The 15612-nt window shown below is 45.7% G+C and carries 14 protein-coding genes; 2 read left to right on the top strand and 12 right to left on the bottom strand.

The genetic code is table 11. The features are described from left to right. Positions 1-168 precede the first annotated feature (168 nt). The gene (locus tag ACYQ0C_RS18285) at positions 169-2172 is read left to right on the top strand and encodes a sensor histidine kinase (RefSeq protein ID WP_016277799.1); all 2004 of its coding nucleotides are present in this window, start codon (positions 169-171) and stop codon (positions 2170-2172) included. A gap of 1 nt (position 2173) precedes the next feature. Here ACYQ0C_RS18285 and ACYQ0C_RS18280 read toward each other — a convergent pair whose 3' ends face one another. From ACYQ0C_RS18280 to ACYQ0C_RS18225, 12 genes are all read right to left on the bottom strand, one after another. Next, positions 2174-3400: a glycoside hydrolase family 88 protein gene (locus tag ACYQ0C_RS18280; protein ID WP_016277798.1), complete on the bottom strand. Its 1227-nt coding sequence runs from the start codon at positions 3398-3400 to the stop codon at positions 2174-2176. A 122-nt stretch (positions 3401-3522) separates the two neighbouring features. Continuing rightward, on the bottom strand, positions 3523-4944 hold the full coding sequence (locus tag ACYQ0C_RS18275; protein WP_016277797.1) for an NADH-quinone oxidoreductase subunit N: 1422 nt from the start codon (positions 4942-4944) through the stop codon (positions 3523-3525). Between the two features lie 24 nt (positions 4945-4968). After that, positions 4969-6450, bottom strand: coding sequence for a complex I subunit 4 family protein (locus tag ACYQ0C_RS18270; protein ID WP_016277796.1), 1482 nt, complete (start codon positions 6448-6450; stop codon positions 4969-4971). Positions 6451-6517: 67 nt separating this feature from the next. Next, complete coding sequence (gene nuoL, locus ACYQ0C_RS18265; RefSeq protein ID WP_016277795.1) at positions 6518-8419, bottom strand: NADH-quinone oxidoreductase subunit L; 1902 nt, start codon at positions 8417-8419, stop codon at positions 6518-6520. A 2-nt stretch (positions 8420-8421) separates the two neighbouring features. Then, on the bottom strand, positions 8422-8730 hold the full coding sequence (gene nuoK / locus ACYQ0C_RS18260; protein ID WP_016277794.1) for an NADH-quinone oxidoreductase subunit NuoK: 309 nt from the start codon (positions 8728-8730) through the stop codon (positions 8422-8424). 5 nt (positions 8731-8735) lie between these two features. After that, entirely contained in the window at positions 8736-9239 is a 504-nt protein-coding gene (locus ACYQ0C_RS18255) for an NADH-quinone oxidoreductase subunit J family protein (protein ID WP_016277793.1), read from the bottom strand. Between the two features lie 16 nt (positions 9240-9255). Further along, complete coding sequence (locus ACYQ0C_RS18250) at positions 9256-9708, bottom strand: NuoI/complex I 23 kDa subunit family protein (protein WP_016277792.1); 453 nt, start codon at positions 9706-9708, stop codon at positions 9256-9258. Further along, positions 9708-10784: an NADH-quinone oxidoreductase subunit NuoH gene (gene nuoH, locus ACYQ0C_RS18245; RefSeq protein ID WP_025076886.1), complete on the bottom strand. Its 1077-nt coding sequence runs from the start codon at positions 10782-10784 to the stop codon at positions 9708-9710. The genes ACYQ0C_RS18250 and nuoH overlap by 1 nt, the downstream gene beginning before the upstream one ends. 29 nt (positions 10785-10813) lie before the next feature. After that, entirely contained in the window at positions 10814-12373 is a 1560-nt protein-coding gene (locus ACYQ0C_RS18240; protein WP_016277790.1) for an NADH-quinone oxidoreductase subunit D, read from the bottom strand. Then, positions 12370-12966 (bottom strand): NADH-quinone oxidoreductase subunit B, encoded by a 597-nt coding sequence (locus tag ACYQ0C_RS18235; RefSeq protein WP_016277789.1) that lies wholly within the window; start codon positions 12964-12966, stop codon positions 12370-12372. The genes ACYQ0C_RS18240 and ACYQ0C_RS18235 overlap by 4 nt, the downstream gene beginning before the upstream one ends. Continuing rightward, on the bottom strand, positions 12957-13307 hold the full coding sequence (locus ACYQ0C_RS18230; RefSeq protein ID WP_016277788.1) for an NADH-quinone oxidoreductase subunit A: 351 nt from the start codon (positions 13305-13307) through the stop codon (positions 12957-12959). The genes ACYQ0C_RS18235 and ACYQ0C_RS18230 overlap by 10 nt, the downstream gene beginning before the upstream one ends. 103 nt (positions 13308-13410) lie before the next feature. Next, a complete protein-coding gene (locus ACYQ0C_RS18225; RefSeq protein WP_235783125.1) occupies positions 13411-13779 on the bottom strand; it encodes a hypothetical protein in 369 nt (122 codons plus the stop codon). 278 nt (positions 13780-14057) lie between these two features. Between ACYQ0C_RS18225 and ACYQ0C_RS18220 the strand changes: the two genes are divergently transcribed. Further along, a complete protein-coding gene (locus ACYQ0C_RS18220) occupies positions 14058-15611 on the top strand; it encodes an ATP-binding protein (protein ID WP_016277786.1) in 1554 nt (517 codons plus the stop codon). Position 15612 lies beyond the last annotated feature (1 nt).

Below are 15612 nucleotides of genomic sequence, written 5' to 3'. Positions count from 1 at the left end.
TGTGTTTTTCATGGTTATCAGAAAAATTCCAATGATGCAATATTAAGGCATATAATTTAAAAATAAGTGGATTAATTGCCCATTCTTGTGTAATTTCTAATAAATTGGAAATAAATTCTGCTATATTCCTTTATTATTTGTATATTCGTACCCTAATTGCCTGACATTATGAAATACATTGTCTGTTATATATTGACATCTATTTGGGGAATATTGGTTGCTGTTGGTAATATTTCTGTTACCCGGGACAGTCTTTTGAATGTGGTGAAGGCTTCTTCTGACCTTTCCTGCAGGGTTACTGCCTACAGGAATTTGGCCGATCTTTATTTCGAGAAGCCTGAAGAAGCGGATTTTCTCAATAAAATGTATTTCACAGCAAAGGAAGCCGGCGATAAAGCACAGGTGTTTGACGCTCTTTCCGATTTGGCTTTTTTGTACACCAAAGCCTACCATGCCGATTCGGCTCTGTACTATATGCGGCTTTTGGAAAAGTCAGGAAGACCGGAGGAGACTCTTCCGCATTTGTCTCTCTTGCGGATGAGGCTGTTTGAAGGCAGAGTCAGGAACAATGAAACGGAAACAGCCATAGCCGAGGAGCTGGCCTTTGTGAATAAGAAAGGGGTAGACAAGAAGAATATTTATATCCAGATGGAGCAAGCTTACACTACAGGCTGCGCTTTGTGTAGCGAAAGCAAATACAAAGAAGCGAATCCCTATCTGGAAACAGCCTATAACCTGGCTTGCCAGTTGCCTTATAAGGAGGGCTTTAAATTTCGTGCTTGCACCGTATGGAATTTCCTTTCCACGCTGAGCTTTATGGACCAGAAGGGACGGTACATTGCCTGTGTCGAGGATTTGCTCCGGCAATACGAAAAGTATTATGAGCTGTACTATGCCCGTCAACGTCCTTTTTACAACATCAATGTGCGCTACCTTCAGTGTTACACCTCTTTATTGATGCGTGCAGACCAACTGTCTGACCAACAGGCGGAATATTATTACAACCAGATTGTCGGGATGCGTAGCCAGATTACGGAACCTATTGATAAATACAACTATTTTCTGGGAATGAACAATTATTATCTGCATAAGCATGAATATGACAAAGCCTTGAAAACCAATGATAGCCTGATAAAATATGCCTGGATAATAAGCCCGTCGAATGTGCCCGATCTACTGGATGTCAATTCACAAATTTATGAGGCTATGGGGGATTATGAAAACGCTTTCAAGCATCATAAGTTTCACATGCAGGTAAAGGATTCCATCAATTCCGCCAGTCTGGAAGAGCAGCTCGGCGAACTGCAGGTGAAGTATGAAGTCGATAAATTGCACAATGAGAATTGCCGGCTGGAAATGAAAAACAGGCTGATTCTGGTCATTACGCTTTTTATAGTGCTTTTGCTGGTGACGGGCATCTGCTGCTATCTGTTCTATACGTTGAAGAGGGAAAGACGGATGAAAAAAATGTTAGGCGAGCTGAATAAAAAAGTAGGGGAAAGCGAGAAAATGAAAACGGCTTTTATCAACTCCATGTGCCACGAAATACGGACCCCTTTGAATGCCATTGTTGGCTTTTCCGGTATCATTACCGATATGACCATAGAAGACGAGAAAGCCAAAAAAGAATATTACACTCTCATTACCGCCAATGCGGAAATACTTGCTTCGTTGATAGACCATTTGCTGATAGTAGCCAATTTGGATTCCTCTGACGCGTCCCTGCCCTGTGAGCCGGCCAATGTGAGTAATGTATGCAGGCAAGAGATGGGCAAGCTGGAACAATGGGCGAAGCCGGGGGTGACTTATCGCATGGAGCTGCCGGAGGATGAAATATCTGTCTCCACCAATGAGCAGTATTTGTCGCTGGTGATAGAGAATCTGTTGAATAATGCCAATAAGTTTACAGACACGGGTACCATCACTCTTAAAATGAGGCTGGATAAAACGCAAGGCACATTACGGATTGAAGTGGCCGATACGGGGTGTGGAATTCCTTCCGAAAAACGAGAAGAGGTATTCCAACGATTTACCAAGCTGGATGAGTTTGCACAAGGTAACGGATTGGGATTGTACCTGAGCCGCTTGATTATCAAACGGCTGTCAGGTAGTATCTTTATTGATCCCGATTATACGGAAGGTACCCGGATGGTGATTGATCTGCCCTTATAGTTCAACGCGTACTTTCTTCCGTATCCCGTTTCCGTTTCAATGCTTCCAGAAAATAATAGTCGGCATAATTCAGCGGCACGTCTATTTCCGAACCGTGAGGGATGCTTCCTACCGAGTGCATTAACAGGAAATGGCCATTGGTTCCTAAGGCAGCCCGGTAGGCCGGTGAAGCCAAGGATGCCATGATGCTGTCTGCATAAGTCTTGTAACTGCTTGCATCGGGTACATCCATAGTACTGATTTCATAAAGTGCGGAAGCGATGCAGGATGCGCTTGAAGCATCCCGTGGCTCATTAGGTATATTCGGAGCGTCCATATCCCAGTAGGGGATCAAGTCTTCGGGCATACGGGGATGTGTTTTCATAAAATGGAAAGTTTTTAAAGCCTGATCCAGATATTTTTTATTATTTGTTTCGCGGTAGCATACGGTGAAGCCATAAATGGCCCATGCTTGTCCGCGGCTCCAAGTAGATTCGTCCGCATACCCCTGAGCGGTTTGTCTATGGCGTACCGTGCCATCTGTCAAACTATAATCTATTACATGATAACAACTTCCATCCGGACGGAAATGTTCTTTTAAAGTGCGGTCTGCATGGCTTACAGCTATGTGATAAAAAGTAGAGTCACCGGATAACTTGGTGGCTTCAAACAGTAATTCCAGATTCATCATATTGTCTATAATGACCGGACATTCCCAGCCGCGTTCCGATTGCCAGCCCCGTGTCACATCCCATGACTGGATAGTACCCGGCTTTTCACGGAAACGAGTGGAGAGTGAACGGGCGGCTTCTATCATGACTTCTTTGTATCCGGGAATTCCGGCTATCCGCCATCCGTTGCCGAAACTACAATTTATCATGAAACCTACGTCATGATGCCAGGTCAGTTTCTTGGCTTCCTCTATGGCGGCAGTATATTTACCGGCCAATGACAGAAGGGTGGTGTCACCACTCAGCTCATATAGATACCATACGGAACCGGGGAAGAAACCACTTCTCCAATCGGTATAATCACAATAATAGACAGTGCTGTCCGTTTTCAATGTGACGGGATTCATGAATTTGCCTGATGCTTCTATCACTTCTATCTCATTGCCGATTTGCGCTTGTGCGAATGTTACATTCTCCTCTGTAAAGGAAGCTGTTTCGACAGGTTGTTTGCTTTTCTCTGCACAAGCGATCCACAAAGCAGAGCAAGCGAGTACGGCGGTGTAAAGTATTTTCTTCATAGCGTTTATTCTTTAATAATTTGCTACGAAGATAATGATTATTCCGTTGAGTGGAAACAATTGGTGAATGAAAAGATAGATTTACTGTAGGGACGGGTAATTCCCATCCCTACGAATAAATGTTATAGCATTGCCGTATCATTCAGCAACTGATATATGCCACTTAAAATTCCCAATACAAATATACCGGCCACACATATCAGCAGACTGATACGCATTGGAGTCGCTGTGCGGAAGTTGCCGACAGGTTCGTCATTGGGAGTGATAAACATGGCTTTCACAATCAGCAGATAATAATACAATGAAATGATCGTGTTAACTAAAGCAATGAATACGATGATATAATATCCGCTGTGGAATGCAGCCATAAATACAAAGAACTTACTGAAGAATCCGGCGAATGGAGGAATACCCGCCAATGAGAACAAGGCAAGTGTCATCACCATCGTCAGTTTGGGGTTAGTCTTGTAAAGTCCGTTATAGTCTTCGCGCTCCACCTTGCCGTGAGTATGTTGCTCGATGGCATTGATCACACCGAAAACTGCAAGGTTTGCGGCAATATATACCACTATATAATATACTAAGGAAGCCATACCCTGCGGAGTTCCTGCCAGTACGGCCAGCATGATGTAACCGGCCTGTGAGATACTGCTGAAGGCCATGAAACGTTTCAGATTGCTTTGGCGGATAGCGAATAGATTAGCTATGGTGATAGTGGCTACAATGATAATGCACAGCATTTCACTCCATTGTTCAGTCATCGGAGCAAATACTTTCATCAGAATGGTCATTAAGGCGAAAGCTGCCGCGCCTTTAGATATGACGGACAGATAAGCGCTTACACTGGTCGGCGCACCCTGATAGGTATCGGCTGTCCATAAATGGAAAGGAACCAGGCTTAATTTGAAAGCCAGCCCGGAGAAGAAGAATACCAATGCCAGAATTTGCAGCGGACTCCCTGTCAGTCCGGCAGGGATGTCTTCAAAATATAGTGTACCTGCTGTTCCGTAAATCATGGAGATACCATAAAGGAAGATCCCACTGGAGAACAAGGCGGAGAGAATGAATTTGGCTCCGGCTTCGGCACTATGTCCTTTGTATTTATCGAAAGCTACGAGGCAGGCCATAGGAACGGTTGCCAATTCCAGCCCCAGAAAGAATAACAGGAAGTGACCAGCACTCACCATGAAATACATGCCTAGCAACGTACTGAGGGTAAGGATATAAAATTCACCTTGTTTATGGCGGGTGTCACCACGCCTCAGCCAAGTGTCCGCTTGCAGGAATACCAGGATGGTACCTATGGTCAGGATGCTTTTCAGGATGGAAGCCATAGGGGTGGAATGGTACATGCCACCGAATAAAATGACTTCCTCCGGCCATAGGTTGGCCAATAGTTGAATGGTCAGAAGGATACATGCCATGGGGCGCAGCCAGTGGCGTTGTTGGGCCGGCAGGAACAGATCCAGCAGAAACATCAGAATAAAGACGGCTGTCAGACTTAGTTCGGCATGCATGTGGAGTATTGCAGTTATGTCCATCATTGCTGTTTTTTTAATATTCAAATTTTAATTTAACAATTGACTTATGATCGGTTCTACACTGTTACTGATCAGATCGCTCATCCAGAATGGTGCCAATCCTAGACCTGCCACACAGGCGATGAGGCAGATAACGGCGACTCTTTCATCCCAGGTTGCATCTGTGAGTTTCAGATGTTCGGGATTCACCACTTTGCCATAAAGTATTTTACCGACAACACGCAGGATGTAGACCGCGGTGATGACGATGCTTGTCGTTGCCACTAGCGTACATACGCGATGGAAAGTATCGTCATTCTGGAAGGAACCTACAAAGATGGTCATTTCAGCAACAAAACCGCTCAATCCCGGAAGTCCCAGATTGGCAAGACCGGCGATTACATAACCCACCGCCAGGAAAGGCATAATCTTCATCAAACCTCCCATCAGGCGGACGTCACGCGTGTGTGTACGCCCGTATATCATACCGATAAGGGCGAAGAACAAGGCGGTCATCAACCCATGGCTCAACATTTGGAGAATAGCACCCGTACAACTGGTGCGTGTCATCATCAGCAGGGCGAAGAGTACCAATCCGCAATGGGATACGGATGAATAAGCATTAATATATTTCAAGTCCGTTTGTACCACAGCACTGAATGCACCGTAAACTACAGAGATCGTGGTCAATATCAGGAATACATCTCCCCACATGGCCGCTCCTTCGGGCATCAAGTACATGGCGACTCGGAAGCATCCGTAACCTCCCAGTTTCATCAGGACTCCGGCGTGAAGCATGGAAACGGCTGTCGGTGCGGAAGCGTGACCGTCGGGACTCCATGTATGGAACGGGAACAAAGCTCCCAATACTCCGAATCCCAAGAAGATGAGCGGGAAGAAAATGCGTTGCATCTCATGAGGAATATGCAGTTTCGCAATTTCCAGCAGATTCATGGTTTCGCCGCCTGCACCGTAGAAAATACCCAGAATACCGATCAGCAGGAATGCAGAACCGCCCATCAACATCAGCGTCAGTTTCATGGCGGCATATTCTTTGCGTCCGCTTCCCCACACACCGATGAGCAGATACATCGGGATCAGAGCTACTTCATAAAACATGAACATGGTGAACAGGTCTGTAGAAATAAAGAATCCGAATACCCCCACACTCAGCAGGGTGAACCATAGGAAATATTCTTTCGTCAGCGGTTGTAACTTCCACGATGCGAAAGTACCTGTAAATACAATAATGGAGCTAAGCAGCAACATGGCTACGGATATGCCGTCCACTCCTACTGAATAGCATATCTGGAGCGGCGCATACCAAACGGTGCTGGCTGTGAACAGCATCTCTCCCGTAGCACCGGCCTGGCGTAGTCCGATGTAATCAATGGTGAGGTAAACGGACAATGCCAATAATATGGAAGCGCCGGCAACCATCACTCCGCGAACTTGATTGACGCTGCGCGAAGCCCAAAGGCTCGCGAGCATCAACAAGGGAACTATAATGAAAAAACTTAGTATGTTCATCTTTTTAAATTAAAAATTGAGAATTAAAAAAGGGTCATGTGGCGGATCTTTTATGATTCATTTTTCACTAAATTAATAGTACCAGTGTCAATATTAATGCACCTGCCAGAAACCAGATGCTGTATTGCTGTACGTTTCCACTTTGCATATCACGTATTTCATCGGCGGTGGCATGAGCACCCCATGCCGTGAAGTTGAAGAATTGATCGATGACATGACGGTCCCACCAAGCTATCGGAGTGCTGATGCACCGGAAGATGATTTTCCTGGTTACGAACAACCATATCTCATCCATATAGAAACGATGGTAAGCGGCTGTGTGCAAACGGGGGAATGTGCGCGCCAGATAGTCGGCTGCAGGCTGTCTCTTGCCTGCATACATCCATGTGGCTAGAGCGATGGATGCTATAGCAATAAGGATACTTGTAGTAGCTACCTGCATATCCAGATGAATGGTATAAACTTCTCCGTTACTGCTGATCAGATTACCGAAAGGTATGAATCCGGCAACACAGGTGATGGCGGCTAAAAACATCAGTGGGAATGTCATGGTTAATGGAGACTCATGCGGAATATGTGTGTCCTGTCCCGATCCATGGGAGCGCCCTTTCCATTCTCCATTCCAGAAAATGCAATAATAAAGGCGGAACATATAGAAGGCTGTCATGGCGGCAATGCCTGTCATAATCCATCCCATAGCAGGACTGAACTGGAAGCAGGCGGTCAGGATCTCGTCTTTAGAGAAGAAGCCCGAGAACGGCCAGATACCCGAGATGGCCAGACAGGCAATCAGGAATGTCCAGTGGGTGACAGGCATGTATTTATGAAGTCCGCCCATGGCACTCATCTCGTTACTGTGTACCGCATGGATAATACATCCGGCTCCCAGAAACAACAATGCCTTGAACATGGCATGAGTGAACAGATGGAACATGGATGCCATGTATCCCAGTCCTCCTTCATGGGGATTCATGGAAGTGCAAACGCCCAATGCGACAATCATAAATCCAATTTGAGAGATGGTGGAGAAGGCGAGCACACGTTTGATATCGCTTTGAGCACATGCCACACTGGCGGCATAGAATGCGGTGAATGCACCGATGTAGGCTGTCCAGTGCAGTACTTCGGGCGCATAGCCGATGAATAGCGGGAACATACGGGCTACCAGATATACACCGGCTACCACCATGGTGGCAGCGTGGATCAATGCGCTGACCGGAGTGGGGCCTTCCATGGCATCCGGCAACCAGATGTGCAGCGGGAACATCGCACTCTTACCGGCGCCACCGATAAACATCAGTCCCAGTGCAAGAGGAATCATAGCACCAGCGGCCACTAAAACTCCCGCTACAGGTGTAAACGAAAATGTTCCGGCATAATAGCCATAAATCAGAATACCGATCAGAAACCCTAAATCGGCAAAGCGGGTAACGATAAATGCCTTTTTGCTGGCTGCTATCGCTTCTTTCTTGGTGTAGTAAAAGCCAATAAGCAAATAAGAAGAAACGCCTACCAGTTCCCAAAAGACATACATTTGGAAAATATTGGTTGCTACTACGAGCCCCAGCATGGACATGGTGAACAGGCTGAGAAATGCGTAGTAACGCTGGAAACCTTTTTCACCTTTCATATATCCGAATGAATAGATATGTACCATCAGGCTGACGGTAGAAATGACTACCAGCATCATAACGGAAATAGGATCAAGCATGATTCCCATATCAATATGCAGGTTCGTAGTGAAAGGTAACCATTCAAAATTATAGGGCATGAGAGTGGGATAGATGCCTTCTGCCGTACGGCCTCCTGTGAAATAATTGAAAGCAGTGAGGTAGGAAAGCAACGCTACCCCTGCCAGTGAGGCGGTGCCGATAGTTCCTGCCAGTCCGTTCTTCATGCGCATACCTGCCAGACCCAGTATCAGGAAACTGAGGAAAGGCAGGATCAGGATTAATATTGTATATTCCATAATTAGTTTTTCATTTCATTTAAGTTCTTCACTTGGATATTGCGTACATTGCGGTAGATATTGATAATGATGGCAATAGCTACTGCTGTTTCGGCCGCACTCACACCAATGGCGAACAAGGCGAAAAAGAAACCTTCCAGTTCTCCGGGAAAAAGATACCGGTTGAATACCGCGAAGTTGATATCTACTGAATTCAGAATCAGCTCCACACTGATGAGCATGGCCAATAAATTGCGGCGGGTGAAGAAACCATAGATGCCCGCAAACATCATAAAGGTGGAAACCACCAGATAATATTCCATGTGTACCATAAGTTCTATCTTTTTCTAGCGATTAAGATTCCTCCTACGATGCAGGCGAGTAATAACACGCTGATTACTTCGAAAGGAAGAATATATTGATATTTTTCCATACCCATCAGTGCATGGCCGATGGTGCGTACATCCAGTTCACCGTGAACAAAATGAGAGGGTATAAACTCATTCTTCAGCATGACGAACAGGCAGATGGTCAGTCCTGCTAGGGTCGAAACAGCTCCGGCCACCATCTTGCCGTTTTTCAATTTCTCTGCTTTGTCTCCTTGTGAAGAGGTCAATAAGATGCTGAATACATAAAGCACCGTTATACCACCGGCATAAATCAGTAATTGCACAGCTCCCAGAAATGAGTAGTTGAGCTGGAAGTAAATGCCTGCTGTTCCAAACAAGACGAACAACAGATATGTTGCCGCACGCAAGATACGCGAGGTAGTGACTGCCAATACCGAACAGACAGCGATAAACAACGCCAGTACAATGAATACAATAAGTTGTAGTGTCATAATATCGTTTGTTTTTTTATTTTTTGTTCAACGTGAGAACTAGTTTGCTTCGGTCGAATACAGCATTCTCAAATTCTGTGTCGAACCGGATGGCATCATGCGGACAGGCATTCACACAAAGTTGACAGAACATACAAGCTCCCAAGTCGTACTCATATTTAACCAATACTTTCTTTTTCTTGCCTGTTTCTTCGTTGGTCACAGATTCGCTGGTGATCGTGATGGTGTCATTGGGGCAAGCCATCTGGCATAGTCCGCAGGCAATACATTTGTTATTGCCATTCTCGTCAACCGGCATGGTAAGCCGTCCGCGGAAACGGGGCGATATTTTTAAAGTGGCACGGTTCTCGGGGTATTGTTCGGTGACTTTGGGAGTGAAAAATTCTCGTCCTGTCACTTTCATACCGGTAAGTAATGTGCCGATGCCGTGAAGTAGTCCTTTTATATAGGAATGTTTTTCTTCTTTCATCAGAAATGCAATTTAAATACAACAATAATTACCATCAACAGCAGGTTGCACAAACCTATCGGAACCAGGTATTTCCATTCCAGTGTCAGAATCTGGTCAATACGCAGACGAGGAAATGTCCATTTAATCCACATCAGCAACCATACGACAAAAAATGACTTGCCAAAGAACCAGATGAATCCGGGAATATAATCCATGACCGTATTAAATCCGTCCAGCCCGGGGATATGTAACGGCATCCACCCCCCTAGGAAGATGGTTGTGGCTACTGCGGCGATAATAAACAAGTTTACAAACTCTGCCACATAAAACAAGCCGAAGTGCATACCGGAATATTCGGTATGATATCCGGCGGTCAGTTCACTTTCTGCTTCTGGCAAGTCGAACGGGCCGCGGTTGACTTCTGCGTTTCCGGCTATCAGATAAATGATAAAAGCGATGCATGCCGGTATGTGTCCTTTGAAAAGGAACCAGCCGTCGGCTTGTCGTTCTACAATTTCACTCAGCTGCATGGTATCCGTCAAGACCACGATGGTAAGGATGCTCAGTCCTACTGACAATTCGTAGCTTATCATTTGAGCGCCGCTCCGCATGGCACCGATCAATGAATATTTGTTGTTGGAACTCCAGCCGGCTAGCAGGATACCCACCACACCGATGCTGGATGCTGCCAGCAGGAAGAAGATACCTACATTGAAGTCGAGCACTTCCATACCTCTATTGATGGGCAGACAGCTGAAAGCCATGATGGAAGCAAGAATGACAATATAAGGAGCCAGATTATACAGAAACTTGTCGGCATGACGGATGGTGATGATTTCCTTGATCAACATCTTGAATACATCGGCAAATACCTGTATGGTTCCCTGCGGACCTACACGCATCGGACCCAGACGGCATTGGAAAGCGGCGCAAACCTTACGTTCCATGAAAATCATGATAATAGCGATCACTGCGTATGCCAGCATGATGCATACACCGATAACTATACATTCTATGAGCACTGCCAGTCCTTCGGGCATAAATGACGTGAGCAGTGAATGTACCCATTGGGTGACTATACTAAAATCGAACATAATTTTTTTAGTGATTAGTTATTATCTTTCTATCGGTCAATATCCGGTACTACATAATCCACTGTTCCACCAATAGCAATCAAGTCGGCAATTTTTGCATTGCGGCACATTGTTTCCATTGCTGATACAAGAGGCAAGCCGGTGGCGCGGAATTTCAGTCGGTAAGGAAACTTATCCCCGCGACTTTCCAGGTACACGCCGAACTCTCCGCGGGAACCTTCCACTGCGGCATAATAATGTCCTTCGGGCACACGGATAATCGGTTTCATCTTTTCCTGATAGTTCCCTTCCGGGATATTGTCTATCAGTTGCTCGATGATGCTCATACTTTCCAGTATTTCTTCCATGCGGACCATGTAACGTGCGAAGCAGTCGCCTTCGGTGTGGACAATCTCTTTAAAATCCACTTTGCCATACATGGCGTATGGGTGACGTTTGCGGACATCACATGCCCAGCCGCTGGCACGCCCTGTACCTCCTGTCGCTCCGAAAGAGATGGCGTCTTCCCGTGAAAGAACACCCACCCCTCTCAAACGTTCTTGGGCAATGATGTTTCCGGTGAATACTTCATGGTATTCTTTCAGCATCGGGCGCAGATAAGCGATAAATTCTTTCACTTTCTGTACAAAGTCCGGAGCAATATCTGCTTGTACCCCTCCGATGGTGTTATAGTTCTGTATCAGTCGTCCTCCGGTGGTAGCTTCGAAAATATCCAGAATCTTCTCACGATCACGGAATCCATAGAAAAATGCGGTCAGAGCACCCATGTCCATACAGAGACAGGAGAAGAAAAGCAGGTGAGAGTCTATACGTTGCAATTCGTCCATGATGGTGCGGATGTATTGCACCCGTTCACTCACTTCCACGCCCATTGCCTGCTCAATGCACATACAGAGGGCATGGCGGTTCTGGTGTGCGCCCAGATAATCCAGACGGTCGGTCAGAGCCAGCGTCTGGGGGTAGGTGAGGCTTTCGCACATTTTTTCAATGCCCCGGTGGATGTATCCGCAGTGCACATCCAGTTTCTTGATAATCTCACCTTCCAGTGAAACGCGGAAACGAAGCACGCCGTGGGTGGCCGGATGCTGGGGACCTATGTTGATAATGTATTCGTCCTCTTCGAAAATGGTCTCGCGTTTTTCTATTACGCTGCCATCATGTTGCACCTCTATATATTGTGTTGTATCCACGGGCTCTTCATTGGTCATACGGAGCGGGTTGAGGCTTTCGTCGTAATCTTTACGCAATGGATAGCCCACCCAGTCGTCGCGCAGGAACAAACGACGCATGTCAGGATGTCCTACAAAGCGGATACCATAATAGTCGTACACTTCGCGTTCATTGAATTCAGCCCCTTTCCAGATATCACTGACACTGGGCAGTTCCGGCTTCTCGCGGTTGGTGGTGCGGGTGCTGATCACTACATTGTCTCCTGTATTCGTATCTTCCAGGTGATAGACTACACCCAGTCCTTCTTCGCCCCAGTCCATTCCGGTAAGGCTGCGTAGAAAATCCAAATGTTTGCCCTGCCGTAATTTCAGCATTTCCTCATGTAGCTTTTCAGCAGGTATTTCTATTCTTTCACTCATGCTTGTTCGGGATTTTGCGGTTCTTTTTCCTTGCGGTTTACTCCGCCAAAGAATTTTTCCAGTTTTACTTTACGTTGCAATTGTATCATGCCGTACAATAAGGCTTCAGGGCGTGGCGGACATCCGGGGATATATACGTCAACGGGGAGAATCTTATCCACTCCGTTCAAGACGTGATAGGACTTTTTAAAAGGACCGCCGCTGATGGCACATCCACCTACTGCGATAACGTATTTGGGATCCGCCATCTGGTCATACAAACGTTTCAGTACCGGAGCCATCTTGTGCGTGATCGTCCCTGCCACCATGATCATGTCTGCCTGGCGCGGACTGGCACGGGCTACTTCAAACCCGAAGCGGGCGAAATCATACCGGGCAGCACCCACTGCCATGAACTCGATTCCACAGCAACTGGTGGCAAAAGTAAGCGGCCACAGCGAGTTGCTGCGTCCCCAGTTGATAAGATCGTCCAGACAGCCCACCAGTACTTTGGTACCGCCTTCATTGAGCTGTTTGACCATGTTTTCCAGATACTCGTTGTCTTTGAAATCCTCATAAGGAATAGACTTTATGGTTGGTTTTTTTATTTCCATTCCAACGCTCCTTTCTTCCAGGCATACGCCAGGCCTAAAACTAATATAACTAAAAAGAAAAGGATACTAAACAGGCCGTACACTCCCAAATCTTGTACCACAACAGCCCAAGGGAACAGGAATACGGTTTCCACATCGAACATCAGGAAGAGGATGGCAAACAGATAGTAACCTACCTTGAATTGCATCCACGACCGTCCCCGTGTAGGAATACCACATTCGTAGGCTTCTCCCTTCTGTGCATTGTATGAACGGGGGGAAATGGCACGGGCAATCCCCAATGCTACGGCAACTAATGCGATTGCCGTCAAAATAACGACAACTAATAATGTAAAATACATATCTAAACTTTTTTTGATTAGACAAACGGATAGAAATAGTGTCCTTATAAGACGCTTGTTATAAGGAATCCTACTCAGCAGAATGCTGAAAAAAGATTAAAAATTAAATAATGATCCGCCGAAGTGCGTAGATATAATAATCTACGGCATCGGTATAAAGCGAATGAAAGGTGGGGCAAGCTATATGGTTGGTTTGTAGCTTTTGTGTGTTGAGTTCACCTAGTGCTGTCAGGATACGGGCAATGCATTTGAACTTTGATGTGGAAGGGTTGTCAAGGGATATGGCCATCTGTGGCATATCAGCGAAGTTGTTGGTAAACAGGTAATTTACCGTTTTCTCACAAGGGTCTTGTTGTTGCCGGTAACAGGATTCTTGAGGGTGCGGAACGGTCGATTCCACTGTATAGCGATCCTGATCTGCTAAGGTCGTAAGCAGTAGAAAAAACAGGATATATACAACGTATTTCAACATATTATTCATCTTTTCACCCTTTGAATGAGGGCGCAAAGATAGCCAATATTTTGGAGCCTCATTGAGATTTTTTGAATTATTTATGTATAAAAATAGTTATTGTAAGTAAATACATGCGCTTTTTCTATACTTCTTCACATACCGGCATGTCCATACCTTTATATCCACGGTTTCATAATTTTTACCAATCTGAATTCCAGTGGTTAAAAAAAATGTCCAACCAGGATTTTCCGAATAGATTTCGTTTCTTTGCAAGTATCATAATAAACCATTGGAAAATGAGCAATAAAATATATCCTATCGGCATTCAGAACTTCGAGAAAATCCGTCAGGACGGTTATTTCTATATTGATAAAACGGCCTTGGTGTACCGGATGGTAAAGACCGGAAGTTATTACTTCCTGAGCCGTCCGCGGCGTTTCGGGAAAAGCCTGCTCATTTCTACCTTAGAGGCTTACTTTCAGGGAAAGAAGGAGTTGTTTGAAGGCCTGGCGGTGGAGAAGTTGGAAAAGGACTGGATAAAATATCCCATTCTGCATCTGGATCTGAACATCGAGAAATATGATACTCCGGAGAGTCTGGATAAGATTCTTGATAGTTCGTTGACTGCATGGGAAAAGATTTACGGTGCCGAGTCGTCTGAACGTTCTTTCTCTCTTCGTTTTGCCGGCATCATCCAGCGTGCCTGTGAGAAGACGGGGCGTCGTGTGGCCATTCTGGTGGATGAATATGACAAGCCCATGTTGCAGGCCATCGGCAATGAGGCGTTGCAGAAACAATTCCGTGATACGCTGCAACCGTTCTACGGTGCTTTGAAGACCAAGGACGGATTTATCAAGTTCGCCTTGCTGACCGGTGTGACGAAGTTTGGCAAGATCAGCGTGTTCAGTGACTTGAACAATCTGAAGGATATTTCAATGGATGAACGGTTTGTGGATATTTGTGGCGTTACGGAAACTGAGATTCATGAGAATCTGGAGAACGAACTGAAAGAACTGGCACAAAAGCAGAAAATGAGTTTGGAAGAAGTATGCAGGGAGTTGAAAGTGTGCTATGATGGTTACCATTTTGTGGAAAATTCCATAGGAATTTACAATCCTTTTAGTTTGCTGAATACGTTTGACAAAATGAAATTCGGCAGTTACTGGTTCGAGACGGGTACTCCCACTTATCTGGTGAAACTGCTGAAGAAGCACCATTATGACTTGGAACGGATGGCCCACGAGGAGACGGACTCCCAGGTGCTGGACAGTATAGATTCTGAATCCACCAATCCCATTCCGGTGATCTATCAGAACGGATACCTCACTATAAAGGGGTATGATGAAGAATTTGGCATGTACCGTTTAGGTTTTCCGAACCGTGAAGTGGAAGAGGGGTTTGTACGTTTCCTGCTTCCTTTTTACGCGAACGTGGATAAGGTAGAGTCTCCTTTTGAAATTCAGAAGTTTGTCCGTGAGGTGCGTTCCGGTGATTATGACTCCTTCTTCTGCCGTCTGCAAAGTTTCTTTGCGGATACTACCTACGAAGTGATCCGTGACCAGGAACTGCATTACGAGAATGTGCTTTTCATCGTATTCAAGCTTGTCGGCTTCTATACCCAGGTGGAATATCATACGAGCAAAGGACGCATTGACCTTGTCCTGCAGACTGACAAGTTTATCTATGTGATGGAATTCAAGTTGGATGGCACGGCCGAGGAGGCTTTGCAACAGATTCATGACAAGCATTACGCACTTCCTTTTGCTTCGGACGAACGAAAGCTCTTTAAAATAGGGGTGAACTTCAGTGCTGAAACCCGCAATATTGAAAAGTGGGTGGTGGAAGAATAGA

It is taken from the genome of Phocaeicola sartorii JCM 17136 = DSM 21941, assembly GCF_054653615.1.
The sequence above is the reverse complement of the archived record's forward strand: the minus strand, read 5'-3'. Positions and strand labels throughout refer to the sequence as shown.